Annotated in this window: 16 protein-coding genes and 8 pseudogenes (1 of these 24 cut by a window edge); 9 read left to right on the top strand and 15 right to left on the bottom strand. The window is 38.5% G+C overall.

Annotated features, from left to right (window positions below; all coding sequences use genetic code 11):
* From LEP1GSC062_RS22370 to LEP1GSC062_RS25360, 3 genes and pseudogenes are all read left to right on the top strand, one after another.
* A pseudogene (locus LEP1GSC062_RS22370) lies at window positions 1-1,270 on the top strand (IS5 family transposase); the annotation flags it as partial.
* A 304-nt stretch (window positions 1,271-1,574) separates the two neighbouring features.
* Window positions 1,575-1,754 (top strand): annotated as a pseudogene (locus LEP1GSC062_RS17820) (hypothetical protein); the annotation flags it as partial.
* A gap of 61 nt (window positions 1,755-1,815) precedes the next feature.
* Window positions 1,816-1,944, top strand: coding sequence for a hypothetical protein (locus LEP1GSC062_RS25360; RefSeq protein WP_020985165.1), 129 nt, complete (start codon window positions 1,816-1,818; stop codon window positions 1,942-1,944).
* Window positions 1,945-2,256: 312 nt separating this feature from the next.
* On the opposite strand, the gene LEP1GSC062_RS17825 is transcribed toward LEP1GSC062_RS25360, so the two are convergent.
* The gene (locus tag LEP1GSC062_RS17825) at window positions 2,257-3,714 is read right to left on the bottom strand and encodes an SBBP repeat beta-propeller lipoprotein, LipL53 family (RefSeq protein WP_020985082.1); all 1,458 of its coding nucleotides are present in this window, start codon (window positions 3,712-3,714) and stop codon (window positions 2,257-2,259) included.
* A gap of 150 nt (window positions 3,715-3,864) precedes the next feature.
* Between LEP1GSC062_RS17825 and LEP1GSC062_RS17830 the strand changes: the two genes are divergently transcribed.
* From LEP1GSC062_RS17830 to LEP1GSC062_RS17845, 4 genes are all read left to right on the top strand, one after another.
* Window positions 3,865-4,086, top strand: coding sequence for a hypothetical protein (locus LEP1GSC062_RS17830; protein WP_010576602.1), 222 nt, complete (start codon window positions 3,865-3,867; stop codon window positions 4,084-4,086).
* A 278-nt stretch (window positions 4,087-4,364) separates the two neighbouring features.
* Window positions 4,365-4,634, top strand: coding sequence for a DUF6364 family protein (locus LEP1GSC062_RS24340; RefSeq protein ID WP_039942580.1), 270 nt, complete (start codon window positions 4,365-4,367; stop codon window positions 4,632-4,634).
* The gene (locus LEP1GSC062_RS17840) at window positions 4,624-5,046 is read left to right on the top strand and encodes a type II toxin-antitoxin system VapC family toxin (protein ID WP_010576604.1); all 423 of its coding nucleotides are present in this window, start codon (window positions 4,624-4,626) and stop codon (window positions 5,044-5,046) included. Before LEP1GSC062_RS24340 ends, LEP1GSC062_RS17840 begins: the two co-directional genes overlap by 11 nt.
* Before the next feature lie 419 nt (window positions 5,047-5,465).
* Entirely contained in the window at window positions 5,466-6,059 is a 594-nt protein-coding gene (locus LEP1GSC062_RS17845) for a dihydrofolate reductase family protein (protein ID WP_010576605.1), read from the top strand.
* A gap of 70 nt (window positions 6,060-6,129) precedes the next feature.
* Here LEP1GSC062_RS17845 and LEP1GSC062_RS17850 read toward each other — a convergent pair.
* The 11 genes and pseudogenes from LEP1GSC062_RS17850 to LEP1GSC062_RS17900 all read right to left on the bottom strand — a co-directional run.
* Window positions 6,130-6,822, bottom strand: a pseudogene (locus LEP1GSC062_RS17850) (IS256 family transposase); the annotation flags it as partial.
* A 98-nt stretch (window positions 6,823-6,920) separates the two neighbouring features.
* On the bottom strand, window positions 6,921-7,472 hold the full coding sequence (locus LEP1GSC062_RS17855) for an acyl-(ACP)-UDP-N-acetylglucosamine (RefSeq protein WP_010576607.1): 552 nt from the start codon (window positions 7,470-7,472) through the stop codon (window positions 6,921-6,923).
* A 452-nt stretch (window positions 7,473-7,924) separates the two neighbouring features.
* Window positions 7,925-8,059: pseudogene (locus LEP1GSC062_RS25965) on the bottom strand (ribbon-helix-helix protein, CopG family); the annotation flags it as partial.
* 19 nt (window positions 8,060-8,078) lie between these two features.
* Window positions 8,079-8,718, bottom strand: a pseudogene (locus tag LEP1GSC062_RS25970) (transposase); the annotation flags it as partial.
* 23 nt (window positions 8,719-8,741) lie between these two features.
* A pseudogene (locus LEP1GSC062_RS24350) lies at window positions 8,742-9,754 on the bottom strand (IS630 family transposase).
* Between the two features lie 38 nt (window positions 9,755-9,792).
* Window positions 9,793-9,979 (bottom strand): annotated as a pseudogene (locus tag LEP1GSC062_RS25080) (IS982 family transposase); the annotation flags it as partial.
* A gap of 375 nt (window positions 9,980-10,354) precedes the next feature.
* Window positions 10,355-11,071 (bottom strand): hypothetical protein, encoded by a 717-nt coding sequence (locus LEP1GSC062_RS17880; protein WP_010576612.1) that lies wholly within the window; start codon window positions 11,069-11,071, stop codon window positions 10,355-10,357.
* Window positions 11,072-11,258: 187 nt separating this feature from the next.
* Window positions 11,259-11,660 carry a type II toxin-antitoxin system tRNA(fMet)-specific endonuclease VapC gene (gene vapC, locus LEP1GSC062_RS17885; protein ID WP_010576613.1) on the bottom strand — a complete coding sequence of 134 codons (402 nt, stop codon included), beginning with the start codon at window positions 11,658-11,660 and terminating at the stop codon, window positions 11,259-11,261.
* Window positions 11,657-11,887 carry a type II toxin-antitoxin system antitoxin VapB gene (gene vapB, locus LEP1GSC062_RS17890; RefSeq protein WP_010576614.1) on the bottom strand — a complete coding sequence of 77 codons (231 nt, stop codon included), beginning with the start codon at window positions 11,885-11,887 and terminating at the stop codon, window positions 11,657-11,659. Before vapB ends, vapC begins: the two co-directional genes overlap by 4 nt.
* Window positions 11,888-12,443: 556 nt before the next feature.
* Window positions 12,444-12,827 (bottom strand): hypothetical protein, encoded by a 384-nt coding sequence (locus LEP1GSC062_RS23405; protein WP_162142177.1) that lies wholly within the window; start codon window positions 12,825-12,827, stop codon window positions 12,444-12,446.
* 122 nt (window positions 12,828-12,949) lie between these two features.
* Window positions 12,950-13,561: a Tll0287-like domain-containing protein gene (locus tag LEP1GSC062_RS17900; RefSeq protein WP_170875453.1), complete on the bottom strand. Its 612-nt coding sequence runs from the start codon at window positions 13,559-13,561 to the stop codon at window positions 12,950-12,952.
* A 209-nt stretch (window positions 13,562-13,770) separates the two neighbouring features.
* On the opposite strand from LEP1GSC062_RS17900, the gene LEP1GSC062_RS17905 reads away from it, so the two are divergent.
* A complete protein-coding gene (locus tag LEP1GSC062_RS17905) occupies window positions 13,771-14,520 on the top strand; it encodes a YebC/PmpR family DNA-binding transcriptional regulator (protein ID WP_010576617.1) in 750 nt (249 codons plus the stop codon).
* 95 nt (window positions 14,521-14,615) lie between these two features.
* Entirely contained in the window at window positions 14,616-15,116 is a 501-nt protein-coding gene (locus LEP1GSC062_RS17910) for a crossover junction endodeoxyribonuclease RuvC (RefSeq protein WP_039942661.1), read from the top strand.
* A 22-nt stretch (window positions 15,117-15,138) separates the two neighbouring features.
* Here LEP1GSC062_RS17910 and LEP1GSC062_RS17915 read toward each other — a convergent pair.
* The 3 genes and pseudogenes from LEP1GSC062_RS17915 to msrB form a co-directional block, all read right to left on the bottom strand.
* Window positions 15,139-15,402, bottom strand: a pseudogene (locus LEP1GSC062_RS17915) (rhodanese-like domain-containing protein); the annotation flags it as partial.
* A 764-nt stretch (window positions 15,403-16,166) separates the two neighbouring features.
* A complete protein-coding gene (locus LEP1GSC062_RS17920; RefSeq protein ID WP_020985162.1) occupies window positions 16,167-17,066 on the bottom strand; it encodes an esterase/lipase family protein in 900 nt (299 codons plus the stop codon).
* Window positions 17,067-17,179: 113 nt separating this feature from the next.
* A protein-coding gene (gene msrB / locus LEP1GSC062_RS17925; protein ID WP_020985139.1) for a peptide-methionine (R)-S-oxide reductase MsrB crosses the window boundary here: on the bottom strand, window positions 17,180-17,500 show its 3' portion. Its footprint extends 75 nt past the window's final position; 321 of the gene's 396 nt are visible here — the last part of the coding sequence; its start codon lies off the right edge, out of view — the gene reads right to left on this strand; the stop codon is at window positions 17,180-17,182.

Genomic DNA, 17,500 nt, shown 5'->3' on the forward strand with positions numbered 1-17,500 from the left:
CTCGATCATAAACATCCGTTGTATCAATTAGCGAAGAAGATAGACTGGGGGAAAATTTGAGAAAGAATTTGGGAAGCACTACACAGAGAAAACGGGTCGACCTGGATTGCCGATTCGCTTGTTAGTCGGCTTGCATTACTTGAAATACGCGTATAACGTATCGGATGAAGGTGTAGTAGAAAAATATTTAGAGAATCCCTATTGGCAATATTTCTGCGGGAATGAATATTTCGAACACGATTTTCCTTGTGATCCGACGAGTTTAGTAAAATGGAGAAAACGAATCGGCAGTGAAGGCGTAGAGAAATTCTTAGAAGAGACAATCTTGTTAGGACAACGAGAAGGTCAGATAACGCATCAAGAATTTACGAGAGTGAATGTAGATACGACGGTTCAGGAGAAAGCGATCACTTTTCCAACGGATGCGAAGCTGTATCATAAAGCCAGACACACGTTAGTTGAATAAGCCGTAAAAGAAGGCATCAAACTAAGACAAAGTTATAAACGAAAGAGTAAATTAGCACTCATTAAACAAGGACGTTATTCACATGCAAAACAAAGTAAACGGGCCAAGAAAGAAACGAAACGTTTAAAAACGTATTTAGCTCGAGTAAAACGCGACATAGGGCGAAAAGTAGAAAATCCTAATAAACGACTTCAATCTCTTTTAGAAATTTCCGAGAAGATTCTAACGCAAGAAAAAAATAGTAAAGGTAAAATCTACAGCGTTCATGCTCCGGAAGTGGAGTGTATCTCTAAAGGTAAAATTCATAAGAAGTATGAATTCGGTTGTAAGACAAGTTTAGTTACTACCAGTAAATCCAATTGGATTGTTGGCGTTCAAGCCTTGCACGGTAATCCGTATGACGGTCATACTTTGAAGAATGCCATCAACCAGATGGAAAAGATAACCGGCTTTCGACCTAAGGAGTGTTATGTGGATCAAGGTTACAAAGGAAACGATCATCATCCGGTCGATGTGGAAGTTCACCTTTCCAATAAAAGCAGAAAGAAAATGTCTCGTTGGCAAAGGAAATGGATGAACAGAAGAGCCGCCATTGAACCGATCATTTCTCATTTGAAACAGGGTCACAAGATGGATCGGAACTTTCTGAAAGGTCAAGAAGGAGATCGTATCAATGCCATCCTATCCGCTGCCGGTTGTAATTTCAGAAAGCTATTCCAAGCTTTCTTTTTGTTTCTGGATCAAATTTCTCTTTTTCGCGTGCGCCTTTTTCAAATTTCTCTTTGGTGCAACCATTTTAATTAGGAGATCACTTTTTCAGGGACGACTAGATACCAACTCCCCACAACGCGCCCCTTAGGAAGCGTTGTGTTGAGTTATACCTTTCGCGACCTAAACACCGACCCATAGGAAGGTGTTTGCTGAGTTTTCTTCGAGCGACCCGTAGGGAGTTGAGACATTATTATTCCGATAAACAATAATCGGAATTCAATAAATTGCTCTCTACGGATCGCAATTTAGGAAGCGTTGTGCCTGAGTTTCCCCTGATTTTGGGTGGGAGTCTGTTGAAAAAGAGATGCAATATTTCTGAACGAGTTAGATTTGCGCAATGGCAAAGTTCAAGAACACGGACCCGAATCAACTTAGGATGCATGTTTTAGACTTTCAGGAATTGATCGGAGAGGGGCATCCGATCCACGGATTTAAGAAAGTTATAGATCGTTTAGATTTTGAGAATTTTGAAAAGAATTACCAAAACGATGAAACAGGTCGACCTGCAATATCACCTACTCATCCCTACATAATAGAGTGTCCAAAATTCTACATCTAAACGGGGATTTGTGCTAAAATTGGCGGTACTCCTTTATGTAGAGATCAATATAGAAATACATTATTTATATGCATGCAGAGGGGTTCTTTGTATCAACCCACCTATCTGGGAATTCGAAGCGATGCGGACGAAAACGACTGCGATTTAAATCAGCTTAAGCACAAAAACGTTTCATGAAAATGTAATGAAATTCGTTGACGACTTTTTATTAGATTATACTTTTATAAACCTACTTGGTTTATACGTAAAACAGTCGATCGATATTTTGACACTCGATGGACGATGCGGCAACTCAGTAAAATAAATTCCTTTTTTTGTATTTGAAAATATAGATTGTGTCGTGTAATTGATCGATTACCGAAATTTTTTCTTTTATTTTTACACGACACAATCCAGATGTTTCAAGCAACGTTTTTCGGGCGGTTTAAAATCTCATTTGATCCCCGACGAATATTTGGAATCATCTGAACTTTATCAGAAATATATCCATAGCTCCCGTTACCTCCTTTCCAAAAATGTTGTGGAATATATTGTGGGTTATCCATCCGGTTGTATAAAGATTCCCATCAAAGTCGGTTCCGATTCCCGAACCGACCATAGTCTCTCGAAACATTCCCCACTGCCATAACTGTTGGACTTCTCCGGAAGAGCTGTGTTTGGTTACAAAGATGTCTCGGTCTCCTTCCGAAGGGCCGTCATTAAACTTGATAAATCCATTGGTTTGACCCGTTGTGAAAACATTTCCTGCTCTGTCGGTTGTTATTTCGTTTATTATGGTCGACTTTTGATCTGCGGGAGGACCGAATTGTCTGATCCATTGTTGAACGCCGGATGAATCGTATTTTACGATGATCCCAAGATGACTCGTTTCGTCTGGCCTTGAGCCGAAATCCGCATTGCTGTATCCTCCTACAAGAACGTTTCCGAATCGATCCACAGTGATGGCGTTGCCAAAAACTGATTTCAGAGGGACACCGAGTTGAGCGAAGAATTGTCGGTTTCCGTTACTATCGTATTTAAGAATGAAAAGGTCGTTTCGTCCGATACCGGGAGTTGTATTGGTCGCAAAGTTTGCGTTGCGTCCGTAACCACTTATGTAAATATTACCCGTAACTTTGTCAAAGGCAGCTCCGGTTGGAATGATATCCGCTTCTGGAATGGAAAGTTGTTCGATCCAAACCTGGTTTCCGTCGGTATCAAATTTGACGATAAATCCGTTTCCCCTTTTTATACTGTTTCCTCCGAACGGCCCGTTTGAGGTTCCGACAATATAAGAATTTCCGAATGTATCTACGGTGATTTTTCCGGGAGAAACTTCGTATCTTTCATCCTCAGTTCCTGTTTGTTTGATCCACTCTATGAGTCCATTCGAGTTGAACTTAATTACGAACATATCCTGTTTTTCTAAGCCGAGTCTGTATTCGAAAGAACCGATTATAGAACCGGTTACATATGCGTTTCCTTTGGGATCTACCGCAATTCCCGTAACGTTCAGTTTTGCGCCCGGGACCCCGGATGCTGATCCTCTCCAGATTATATTTTTCTGGGAATCATATTTCGCAAGAATTAGATCTTTGCCTCCAACAACCCATTTGTTGGTCAATTGGTTATAAGAAGGATCGCTGTCTATATCGGCTGCGACGTAAACAAAACCCTTTTCATCTACTGCGAGTTTGGAATCTCTGGTTATTTTATTAGGACCTTCACCATATAAAGAAGCCCATTCAAGACTGACAGAATTTTCCCGCAACGGTACTTCTCCCGCATCCAAGGAATCTAAATTTCCATGAACAGCGACAGAGCCGATGTTATTTCCTTGAACTAAAGGAATCAGAAAAGAGTTGTTCGTTTTCGCATCGGACGTAGGCGAACAAGCTTGAAATAAGAATATAAAAAAAAGAATCAAAAGATGTATCATAATTTTCCTCAGCACTCAGTATACTTTCTACTCTTCGACTAAGAAAAATCCAGGGTTTTTTAAAGAGAAATCCTGGGAAGAGTAGGGTGTTTTACCCTATTCGAAAAAAGAATTAGGAAATGAGTACTTCCCTATAAGGGTCGTTGTTACATGCCATCATATTTAGCATCTGATCGAAAATGTGAAAAATCTTTTAGATTACCTCATGTAGGTGGAGATAAAGCACTACCTGGCATACAAGAAATATTGAAAACAGAACGGAATAGATTTCTAAATAAGAATCAAACAACTGAAGAACTTGAACGTTTTCGGTATGATTCTACCAATATAAAAGATTTAATAAATGCTATAATAAAAGTTAAAGGAAAATAACCGCCCAACTTCATCTCCTCACTTCGTTCGCCACTGGCAGTTCCCGCTCAGACGCACTCCGAGCTTCGCACATTGCTTTGTCGCTCGGCTTGCAAGATGTTCGTAAAGGCTTATTCAAGCCTCATGCCAACTCCTCGCACACAGTCACTTGGACATGCAACGCCGAGGAGCCTACTTCATTAGGCGCAAGCGTCGAAAATGATCGCGAAATTCAAGCGTTCAGAGAAAAAATCTTGAAATACGTATAGAATATAATATTCTATACGTAGGATTATTTCATGACTACTAAATTAACTTTGTCTATTGAAAAGACCGTTATTGAGAAAGCTAAAAAATATGCGCAGAAAAGACATAAAAGCTTATCTAACATTATTGAAGATTACTTGGTTGAATTAACAAAAGAATCTGAACGTGGACAAAAAGTAGAAACGAAGGCTCAGGATTTAGCTCCAATAACAAAAAGTCTGGCAGGACTTTTAAAAGGCAAAGAATACATAGATATTAAAGAGGATAAAGCTGCCTATTTGAGAAAGAAGCATGGCCTCTAAAAAGAAAGTATTCTTAGATTCAGATGTCATAATTGATTTTTTGTATAGTCGACCTGAAGGTTTTGAATATTCGGCTCAAGTATTTAATTTGATCGAATTAGGTAGGATACAAGGTTATATTTCATCATTAATTATATGGAATATTTTCTATTTATTGAAGAAATTTCTCGGACATAAAGAAGCTTTAAATAAAGTAAAGTCACTTCGAATTTTAATCAACATATTAAGTGTGGATGATAAGATTATCGATTTAGCACTTGATTCAGATATCAAAGACTTCGAGGATTCAATACAATATCATGTCGCAAAAAGAGAAAGGATTCGAATCTTTCTAACTAGAAATAAAAAGGATTATCCTAAACATGATCTTTCAATTTTAAACTGCGAGGAATTTATAAAATCTCTTCGGTAATTTGCATCGACGCCACGCCTAACTTCGTCTACTCGCGGTGTTGAGGGATCCCGTTTCGTTTGCCATTCACGATTCCCACTCTGAAATCTAACGTCGATAAGACTATTGCGTTATAACATAGCCGGTCAGGATTTTAGGATCGCCGACATTTATGCCGGGCGAAATATGCTACTAATCTCTACATAATAGAGTGCCCAGTCTTCTGTCTTAAAATGGGTATTTGTGGTAAAATTGACTGTACTCCTTTATATAGAGATCAGTAAAAGTTGCATATTGGAGAAAGATATTGCTGTTTGTTTTTTAAATAATGCCTATATTATTTTTCTCTTTTTATGAAGGGGGCGATGTAAAATGATTTATTTTGTTATTCATTGACTTCATTCAAAGCTTTTATAAATTATTAGAGGAGGTGAAATAATATGAGAAAAATAATTGTTTTATCATTTATTACATTAGATGGAGTCATGCAAGCACCTGGTGGACCTGAGGAAGATCCATCGGGTGGTTTCAAGTATGGCGGTTGGACCGCGCCGTATTTTGACGAAGTTTCTGGTAAGGTCATGGAAAAACAGATGAAACCTACAGATTATCTTTTGGGCAGAAAAACATTTGAGATTTGGGCCGATTACTGGCCTGAACATGCAGACTTTTGGCCCGGCATCAATGATGGCACAAAATACGTCCTGTCCAAGACTATGAAAAAGTCAGATTGGAAAAATTCAGTATTTCTCGAAAGTTTGACAGATATCGAAAAGCTCAAAAATTCAGAAGGTTCTGACATTCAAGTTTGGGGTAGTGGTAAGCTCGTTCAGCTGCTGCTTGAGAATGATTTAGTGGATGAGCTATGGCTTAAAATATTTCCCGTTACGCTCGGTACGGGCAAACGTTTGTTTGGCGATGGGACCATCCCGGCGGCATTTATATTAATAGAGAGTTCTGTTACGCCAAGTGGAGTGATTATTGCCAATTACAAGCGAGCCGGAAAAGTTAAGACAGATACTGTTGGAGTTTAAAGAGAAATAATTGTTTCATTATGGGAATAGAGGATGAGGTAGTGTCAGGAATCCTGTGTAAATAACTTTTTTAAAACGAATCCAATTTCAATCGATCTCCGAAAAGAATCGAAAACTGATTCATCGCTTGAACTCGAGCGACTCGGCTCTCTAAGGATCGCTCGTCATCCCAATCTTGAATCGGCATGGTCCATTTTTTAGACATATTATTCAAAGCTAAATAGAGAAGCTTGATTGCCGCCTCATCGTTCGGAAACGAACCCCGATTCTTGATAATCTTTCTTAAGCCCATATTCATGGATTCGATAGCATTTGTAGTGTATATCGCCTTACGAATGTTAGGTGGATAGGCCAAAAAAGGAATCACCGAATCCCAATTACTTCTCCAAGACTTGCTGATCATCGGATATTGACTGTCCCATTTGGTTGAAAAATCATCAAGGCTTTTCTTAGCAATTTCTTCCGATGGAGATTTGTAGATGGCCTTTAGGTCGACTACCAACTCTTTCCTCTGTTTGTAAGAAACCCATTTCAAAGAATTCCTAACCATAGGAACGAAACAAAGTTGAACTTGTGCATTAGGGAAAACTGATATGATTGTATCCGGAAATCCTTTCAATCCGTCGACACAAGCGATTAAGATATCTTCAACGCCGCGATTTTTTAAATCGGTTAAAATCTGAAGCCAGAACTTTGCCCCTTCGGTGCGTTCTACCCAAATCCCAAGAATCTCCTTTGTGCCCTGTAGATTGATTCCTACTGATCTCTACATAAAGGAGTACCGCCAATTTTAGCACAAATCCCCGTTTAGACGCAGAATTTTGGACACTCTATTATGTAGGGATGAGTGGTCACCTCGTTCTACGAATCATGAAGAGCTTTGATCAACTTGATGTATCGGGCATATTCCTCAATTTGTTCCTCGGTATAACCTTCTTCATCTAAAACTAACTCATAGCTTTCTATCCACTCTTCAATTGATTTATATATACAACCTATATCGATACGATCTTCTCCCCAATACGAGACAATATGATTCGACCCTGAAAAGATAATCGATTTTACAACTGCACCATCTCCAATCTTTGCACCATCTCCAATCTTTGCACCATATCCAATCTTTGCACCATATCCAATCTTTGTACCATATCCAATCTTTGTACCATATCCAATCTTTGCATTGCTTCCTATTTTTGCACCGTCTCTAATATTTGCATTGAATCCGAATGTCACACTATCTCCTATATTTGCTCCGTTTCCGATTCTTACATTATATTCGAATACTGCATTGTCTCCGATCTTTGAGCTTTGTGAAATTTTAATATTCCGTTTATATAATTCTTCTTTATTTGACAGGTCGAATTCTTTCCATCCCTCATCATCTACGTATAGATATATTACGCTCATTTCCATTCTTCTCCTAATTTTTAAAGTGCCAATGAAGGTTAGCTTACCTTAGAAGGATCATAATAGCGCATCTAAGAAATAAAGCTATCGAAATTGAAATCGTAATTTTATAACGAACTTACGAGCCTTCTAAAGCTTTGAAGCCAAGCAAAAAGAAAGGCGCTTGAAAACGGCAATGACAAGTTTGATAGGACGGATAACGATCCGGTATCCGTCCATTGAGCGCCTGTTTGTAATATTCAAAGAATGCCGTTTAAATGGAACGGCATCGGACGAGGACGATCTTTTCCGTTTTCACGACGTTTAGGTTGAATCATAAGGGATTCTAGTATTTCCCACTGGGCATTTGTCAAATCCATTCTCTCAATAGATTGTATTCTCTCTTCAAATACTACTAAAATATCGATTCGTACTTATCAGATGTTGGTTTTTGAAGTAAAATCAAAGATAGCTTGCTATCTAGTTTTTTTCTCAATATATACTCGTGCAGACTCGCGAGTCAATTTTGATCGAGATCTATGTTTTCTTTTTACGATTTAATCAATTTCTTTTAAGAGCGCCTTTTCGAAGGAAATATTAATAGTCTGATTCATAAGATAACGTGAGTTCGGCCTAAGGAGAGAGTAAAAGTTGTAAATTGTCTTTGGATCTCAAATTCAAAGAAGGTTTTTTTGGAAAAAAAGAAAATGCAACTAACCCACTTAATAGATTAACAGCCCGATTGAAAAAGCTTCGATGTCTAGTATGTTGAATCTGACAGATATTTTTAAGTTCATCATTTACGGATTCAATGATAGCTCTTTTTCTTAAAAGAATTTTATCAACTAAGGGCATTAATTTATTTTTCATATTCTTTTTAAGTTTTGTAATGAGTTGAATTCCCTTTTCATAAAGACTTTCAAACAAAGATTGACTGATGTAACCTCTATCTCCGAAAAGTTTACAGCGCATCCCAAAACTTCATTTTATTTTACCAAAGATCAAGCTGCAAGGTTCTGTTCAGTTCCGGTTTTTTCCATAAGAAAAAATCGAGACTGGACAGGTTCTTATGAGAATGGATTCTTCTGTTGTCGCATACTCCAAAGAATCGTAGAATCAATGAACGATATTCCGGAACATTTTCCCAGACAAGAATTTGATAGAAAGGAAGCTATGACAGATAACGCGTTAGGCATCAGTTCAACAAAACGATTGTAACTTACCGCTTTTGGAAATTCCGATTTTAAATTCTTTTTATTTCTATCAGATAATACTGATCCCTATAAAAATGAGTACCTAAATACCAGCTTGTCTCCAATAACTATCGAAACTGATTGTATTTGATTTCAATATACCTAAAGTAGATTTAGTTCTTTGAATCAATTGGCTAAGATTCTCCGGACAAAAATTAGCCATATAGTTTTTCTTCCAACGACACCAGATATATTCTTGAGGATTTAACTCCGGAGCATAAGGAGGCAAAAATTCTACTCGAAGCCTTTTCTCATTTGCTTTTAAAAATTCATTCATTGTTTTGCTTTTACGAGCAGATAAATTATCCCAAACTATTAAAATCTTTTTGCGATTTTCCTTTAGAAGTATATTTAAAAATAAATAAGATCCTGGCTTTTAACAGAGCCTGTTATGATCTGGAAGTGAAAATCTTTTTTAGAAATAGCACCGATTACTGATAACTTTTTCCAAGACATCTTGTGACGAAGGATCGGTGTCTTTCCGATTAAGCTCCAAGTTTTTATCGTATATGGATTCTGGCTGATTCCGCTTTCATCTAAGAATATGACCTTAAACCCTTCATTCTCTGCTTTTTTTATACCGGGCCAAGTTTTTGTTTTCCAAGTTTCGATTGCCTTTTCATCTCTTTCCAACGCTCTTCTTTTAGGTTTTTGATACGAAAATCCTAATTGATGTAACAGAGTTCCCACATAATCTTGATGATACGTTACTCCGAATTTTTTTCGTATGATTTCTGATACACGATACGTTGACCAAAGTTCATTCGGATAACCGTTACTGATCGGACCTTTCAAGATGATTCTTTTTAATTCTTTCTTCTCTGAAATGGTCAATTTGGTCGGTCGACCTCGACGACCATTCCATTTTACTCCTTCGATTCCTTCCGATTCATATCTTTCTCGCCAACGCATTACCGATTGCTTACTTACTCCAAGCTTTTTTGATACTCCGTAACACGTGTAGCCCTTCTTCAAGAGAGCAATTCCCTTCAACCTACGTTTTTCCAAACGTTTTAACTTTCCCTTTCTAAGTTTTGCATTATGGCAATGGGATATTATTGTTATATTTTTGGTACTCTTTTTTGTAGGGATCAGTAATTTTTAAATTCTCTATAATGAGAAAGATGAAAACAGACAACAATCGTTGCTACTTCACTCAGGCTTAACTGAAATTTTCGGTTTCTTTTTCGAACCACCGGACAAAAGTATTTTCACGTTCCAGTTTATTTTTTGTTGTGTACAATAATCGTCTATCGCACAAAATATCTCTGTCAGATCCATATTTAACCCCTTTCTTGCTTGAAATTTAGTTCAATATGTGATCTGGCGCTTTTCTGTACAAGATTTTTCTCTTTTTTCCTCCTTAGGCCGAACTCACGTTAAGTTATGATTATATATAAAGATTATATGTTTATCAGTGTATTTTTCTTATTCATATTCTTTCTACTGCGCCACGGATGTGCGTCCCATCAGCAATTTCAGATAACGAAAGAGTTGCCTCGACGTTGCGCCCGTAAGCGCTTTAGCGCAATGCGGTTGGCACGAGGTTTGAGCGAGCCTTAGCAAACGATGCGCAAAACAATGTGCGGAGCCGGAGTGAGGATTGCATTCGCAATCCCAAACGACGTTAGGCGACGTTTTATGAATAGTCAAAAATTATATTCGAAATATCTTCCCAGCAACTTTTTCAGAAAAGTCTCGATCTCGTCCTACACCAATGGAATTTAATTCAATGTCGAGCAAATGATTGGTAATTTGAAGGATAGTTGCACCATTTCTCTTTAAATTAAATATTTTCGCTGTATAATCCTGATATTCATCTCGATGTTCTGTATCATTCACACCTAATGGATCCCAATCAAGCCAAAGGACATCATCAATACTTTTGAACTCTAATAAGTCATAAATTCGCTTTATGTCTTTACTTACTGCCCCAATCTTACGAGCAATAGAAAGTCCGACTATTATCTCATAATCGAGAACATCTTTACTAAAGTAATTGGCTGTTGAAAAAGCAAACGTTGTAATCCACGAACCACTGTCTCGATCAAAAGGCCCCACTACATTGCCGGAGGCATTATACGTAATTTTGGCGACTAACTCAGCAAGACCCATATATGAATTCGGTTGAAAATTCGTTGTTCTAAGATTGAAGCTTCTAATAGTTTCAAACTGTTTTTTCGCTCGAAACCATTCTTTCTCATGATTAACGATTTCGAAAAGCTCTTGGACTACATCTGGAATTTCACCTATAAATTTGCTAAATCGGGTAAGAATAAAACTTGCCCAAATTGGTCGTATCCTATTAGGAAGGCTCTCGAATATTTCTTCCTTCGCATTCTCTAAGCTTTCTTTTAGTACTATATATTTCATAAAATGGCGCCTAACGAAAGAGTCTCCTCGAAGTTTGCGGTTCTGGAGCGTGCCTAAGCACGCGAAAGAATTGGCGCGAGACTTGCTTTGCAAGGCGAGTGACAAAGCGGGATTTGTCGAAGCCCGCAGTGAGGGTCGCATGAGCGAACCCGAACGAAGCGAGGAGTTTGACGCTGGTCAGCATCTTTTAAAGCCAGTTTTCAATTTTAATATTTTTAATCCGAGTAAATTCTTTTTCATTGTTTGTCACAAGCGTAAGTTTATTCGATAATGCCTGAGAAGCTATTAGAAGATCGAAAGGACCAATTGGTTTTCCTACTCTTTCTAATTCTACTCGAACTTTTGCAGCTTTATTTGTATCTTCGCTAACAAACGGAAGAATGTTCAAATAACTTAAAAATTCTTCTAAGACTTTCAGATTTCTTTCAAAATGAAGGCTTTTCTGAACACCGTATTTTAATTCAAATTCCGTAATCGATGAAATGAAGATATTTTCTAATTTAATCTTTTTAAATTTCTTATAAACGGATTCTGGTTTTTGATTTATTATATAAATACAGATATTAGTATCTAACAAATATTGAGTCATATTCTCTTTCGTTTATCGTAGTCATTTGGCTGATTCCGATCAATAAACAGATCTTCAGAGAAATTATTAACTGTATTCCAAAATCGATCTACCGCGTCATCGATTGGTGTTAAAATGACGTTATCGCCATCTTTTCGTATATAAACTTCCTTACCCTTAAAACGATAGTCCTTTGGTAAACGTATTGCTTGGCTGTCACCATTTTTAAAAATTTTAGCTCTATTCATATATATATAATTATATATATAATCGTAATCGAGTCAATAGTTTTTTGAGGCTATTACCCATCTCTACATAATAGAGTGTCTAAAATTCTTCATCAAACGCGGGATTTATGTTCAAATTAATGGTACTCTTTTTTGTAAGGATCAGTAAAATATGGATTCGTAAGTATCCTATGTTGACTTTTGAGATTACTTCTTTGTAATGTCGGGAAAATTGTTTCGATTCTATTTGAATTTTCGATAGTTTTTTGCCCAATATTCTTTTATGAATCCAAACTTATTGTCTTGATAGTTTTCGATTGTGTTCAATGCCAGTGATTCAATGAACACTTTTTGATTCGCTTTTATTTTATAAATGTCGATGCTACCGTTTTGAATTTCGCAACCATTGCCTTCGATGATTCCAATTTCTACGGTTCTATAGTTTTCGATGGTGAATAAGCCGCTTTTCCAGTCGTAGTTTGCGCAACCTGCTTGGTAATAAGAATAAAAGTGTTTCGTTCCTTTTATTCGAGTCGGAGCTGGAATAAAAAAGCCTTTTATTTTTCTAGAAGCTATCTCAAAAATATCTTAGAATGATTGGAATCGGCGTTTTAAACAAAGATAAAGTATTTTTGAAATAGCTTCTAAATTTTCCGCTGGATGGAATAAACAAATCAAGACTCCTCAAATCATTTACAAAAAGATTAGACCATCCCAAAAAAATGTCTTCGTAGCCGTCGTTATTAAAGTCTTTAAACTCAAAAGTTTTTATTCCTTCACTGTCTTTAAGAGGCAAACTCAGGATTCTATTTCGTTTGGAATTCAATACGGAAAATCCGGAATCGTCCAAGCGTACAATATAATTCTCACCTTTGATTGTTATCTTTTCTATCTGTTGGCGTTGGGCGTTCAGTCCGATGGAAAAAATCAACAAAAGAGTTGTTAAAAAATTAATTCTCATTTGTTTCATTGAAATGGATATTTGAAGTTGTTTTGTTAAACTGAACTATTGAATTTTTCAACAACTCTAATATAGTCCCGTAAGCATTTTTTTGGAACAAGTTGTAAGTATTTCATAAAATACTACCAAGTCGCGGAAAAGGCTCCTCTCAGTTCTCCCAATTTGTAGCCCTTTGCTTGGTCGTTAGGATAAAGCTCGGCGATTTTTTTAGATACCGCCGGGTTTATATCTTGAGGGCCACCGTGGCATTGTAAACAGGTAGAGTTTTGAAGAATGATGGGTTGTAAAATCCGAACTTCTTTGTCTTTGGATAAAACGATCGTGTAGGGGGCCATTCCGGTTTTTTGAGATTCTTTCCATTGATTGAAAATTTCGGTTTCCCAGGCCTCGGGTCGATGACTTGGGTTTCTCGGTTTTTCGGAAACTCTTCTTATAAGAACTCCGGGAAATTCCTTCTTGAGATCGGCTTCCTTTTGAGGAGAAATTGTTTGACAAACACCGATTGCGCCTACGATTCCCTTAGTTCGAATTGCGGATTCTAAATTCTTTTGTAAATCGATTTGAAATTCCGAGATCAGCCGAAATAAAATTTCTTTCTTCTCCGAATTCTGTTCCGAATTGCAAACCGCAAAGAATTGAATGAAAAGAAAGAGAGACAATAACTTTACCGGATTGTTTTTATACGAGAAAAAGACGTGAAATTGTTTTTGAGAAAATTTGGAAAAAGCGTTCATGGAATCCATTCTAACCACTTCCTTTACGATGGAAAAGGATTTTAAAATTCTTCTCTGCTTCAAATCCATGAATGTTCGAAGCAGCCTGTTCATTCTTCCTTTGAAAAGGATGGACAGAATGTCTTTTTTTTGATTTCTGGAAAGTATCATCCAGAATCAACTCAAGCTTGATTCGATTATCAAAAGCAATTCGTAGGGGATAATAAATCATGTCCGGACATTCCAAATGGGCAACGATCAAACGTAAGAAAGACGCGATCGATTCCAAGCGCGGAGCCATTTTTACAAGAGTTGGAAAAGAAATCACGGTAGCGGCAAAAATGGGAGGAGGGGATCCGGAAGGAAATCCTAGACTCAGACTTGCAATATTGAAAGCCAAATCGGTAAACATGCCCAAGGATAATATAGAAAGGGCGATCAGAAAAGGGACCGGAGAGCTGGAAGGAGTCGTTTACGAAGAATGTCTTTATGAATGTTTCGGGTCAGGTGGAATTGCAATCATGGTTTCTGCGGTGACCGACAAAAAGTCTAGAACGACTCCGGAGATTAAAAGTATTCTTACAAAGTTAGGAGGTTCGCTTGCGACTTCCGGTTCCGTAAGTAGGCTTTTTGAAAAGAAAGGAGTGATCGTTTTGGAATCTTCTCAAATTGGAGAAGACGAACTGGTGGACCTTGCGGTAGGCGGAGGAGCGGAAGACGTAATTAACGAGGGAGAAGTTTATCGAGTCATCACTACCCCGGACGATTACGAATCCGTATTACACGCGCTAAACGAAAAAGGGCTGAAATCGGAAGAATCGGAAATCCGTTATATCGCTCTTGTCAGCTCCGAAATCGCGGACAAAGAGGTCGCGGAAAAAGTAATGAAGTTGATCGAGCAACTTGACGGGCACGACGATGTTACTTCCGTAACGTCCAACTTCGAATTGGCTGCCTCGCTCGAAAAAGAATTTGAGTGATTCTCTGAAAAGTCTTCTGACCGTTTCTCTTTTCTATGTTTCGAAAGGAAAAAACGGACCTCTTCCATCTTTTCGCTTATTCGGGAATTTTTAACTTGAGAATCATCGGGATTGATCCGGGTTCGCATAGGGCCGGTTATGCGGTTTTGGAAAAAACCGCCTCTAAAATCCGCATTTTGGCCTATGGAACCGTGGAGGTTCCTTCGGGAACTCCGAGTCCGAATAATCTTTTGGTATTGCGGAAGGGACTTACGGAAATTTTGAAAGAGTTCAAACCTTCCGTCGCTTCGGTTGAGGAAATGTTTTTTTCGAAAAATAAAAAGACCGCATCGAGAGTATTCGAGTCAAGGGGAGTTCTTTTAGTTACTTTAGCGGAAATGAATATTCAAATTCTGGAACCTACGGTTTCTCAGATTAAAAAAGGAACTACCGGAAGCGGAACCGCGGACAAAAAACAAATCCGTCAAGCTTTGAAACTCCTGCTCAATATTGATTTGCTCAAAGGACACGACGACTCCTGGGATGCTGTTGCCGCGGCCTATGTCGGTCTTTCGATGAGCTCCAGTCCTTTGTTTGCGGCGCGTTTTAAAGTTTAACCGCGAGAGATGCCAATGAGCGACTGAGCGCGCTTTTGATATGTCTGAGTTTGTAACGGGATTCGCTGCGAGCGTCCAAAAGAATTACGTCCTCATTTTCGATCATCTTTAAGAAATCCTCTTCCGTCAGACGTTTGGTCTCTCTTTCATTCGAAAAGGAATTTACCGCATTTTGAAATCCTTTGTAGTCGATCAGTCGATTGAAGATTTTGTTTTCCGTTTTCTCCTCTGCGATTACGATTCCACTCAGACAAACGCTCAGTAGTAGGATGAAAAGAATTCTCATAAAAGTTTTTCCTGGATCGACTCGACTGAAATCCTCCGGCCTAAGACTTCGAATGTCAGTTCGATTTTAAAGATCGGCCTATGATAAAAACAAACGTGTTGTTTGTTTTCGAAGAGGAATCAAAAAATCCAAATAAAAAAGGAAAAAACACGATATGAAAGAATCGTCACCTAACGTACGTTAAATAAAATTTATTTTGAAACCGCACGACAGGCCCGCAGCCATAACCAATCTCACAAGTAACTTGGATCCGAAGATAAATCTGTCGGAATTACGACAATCTTCTGTGAAAAGATCGGCCCTGCAACGCGATCCTTAGGAAGCGTTGTGCCTGAGTTTCCCCGTGTTTGGGTGGTGGGGAGAATAACTCTATTTCGCTTTCTTTCTCAACTTCGTTGAGAGCCGCTTACAAAACTCAACCTCGCTCTCTAGGGAGCGCTCGGTAATGCTCCGCTGTTCGCTGGCTATTTCGCTTTCTACGGGTCGCGAAATAGGCGGGAAAACTCGGGAGATTTTTCTCTATCAGAAAATCATACTTCTTGCAAGTAAAAAGCCTCATTCTCGTCGGAACACTTGCGTTTTATTGTATGTAAAGTTCTATCCACTAAACCCTATCCACTAACCCCTTGAAAAATGCCTTTTTGATCCTTCTTATTCCAGGATTCTTCTCAACTTGTGGGAACATTATGGCCCTTAGCGAGACTCTGAGTTGTACATCGATCCTTTGCGCGGGGATTTACAAGTTTAAAATCTAACGCTGCGGTTTATTTTTTCTTCTTTTTCTTTGTCGGAGCCGACTTTTTCTTAGGAATCGATTTCGACTTCGTTGGTTTTAAAGAGGACGAATTTTTTTTAGAGACGAACGCGGGGGATTTGGAGGGCGTTTTCGGGGACTCGACGTCTTCCAGTTGTTTAGAATATTCTACTTTTCTAATGATCGGTTTTGGGTCCTTCTTTTCTTCCGCGGTGATCAAATCGAACAAACATTCGATTCCAAGAGGGCCCATAAATAGATTTAGATGACCGGCTTCGGGAAGTTCCACGTCATCAAAGTGGCCTAAACGAGAGTTTTCGGAGGGAAGAATGACCTGATCTTTTTTCGTAAAGACGGATTGTACATTAGGTAACTTTCCGAAAACTTCACCGACTTCTCGGATGAACTTGGAATTCGGCATCATCTGCCAACTGCAGATGAACATGGGTAGGAAATAGGAGAGATATGTTCCTCTTACGGGAGTTCCCGCGATGAAAATTTTCTTAACACGATCTCTTCCTTTGTAGGTAAGACCGGAAGCGATCAAACCGCCCATCGAATGACCTACGATATAACAATCTTTGATATTCTTTTCGATAAGAAACGTTTCTAAAATTTTGCTTTTTTTTCGGATGTTTCCCAATTGAAATCCGAGAGGAACCGTATAAACCGGATGTCCGTTTGCGGAAAGATATTTCAGCATCGGTTCCCAGGAGAGAGTTCTACCTAAAAATCCCGAAACCAACACCACGGGACGTTTATCACCTTCGGGAGAATTTTCCAGTTCGATAAAAATTCCGATGATTATATGCCAGAAATAAAGAATCGTGTACCATTTTTCCGCTAAAAATTGTAAAATCGGATTTCGAATGGAACGATTGTCGGATATGTACGTGAGATGAACATTCATGCAATTTCTCCCGGTTGATTCCGGATTTAGGTATTATTTTTGTTTTTGCCACCCCTTGAAAATCAAAAAACGAAAAGAAGAATATTTCCGAAAATCCGAACGTTTTCCGGAAATTATTCTTTCTGAAACTTTAAAGAGGCGGAGTTAACACAATAGCGTAATCCAGTGGGTTTCGGTCCGTCGGAAAAGACGTGACCTAAATGTCCTCCGCATTTAGCGCAGAGAATTTCGGTTCTCGCCATTCCATGGGTGTTGTCTTTTTCTTCGTTCACAGCGCCTTCTTTTGTGGGTTGATAGAAAGAAGGCCAACCGGATCCGGATTCGTACTTGGTTTCGGAAGAAAATAAAACGGCACCACAAGCGGCACAAACGTAGGTTCCTTTATCATGATTTTTATAAAGTGCTCCTGTAAATGCCATTTCGGTTCCCTTTTG

Source organism: Leptospira alexanderi serovar Manhao 3 str. L 60, from assembly GCF_000243815.2.
Taxonomy (GTDB): domain Bacteria; phylum Spirochaetota; class Leptospiria; order Leptospirales; family Leptospiraceae; genus Leptospira; species Leptospira alexanderi.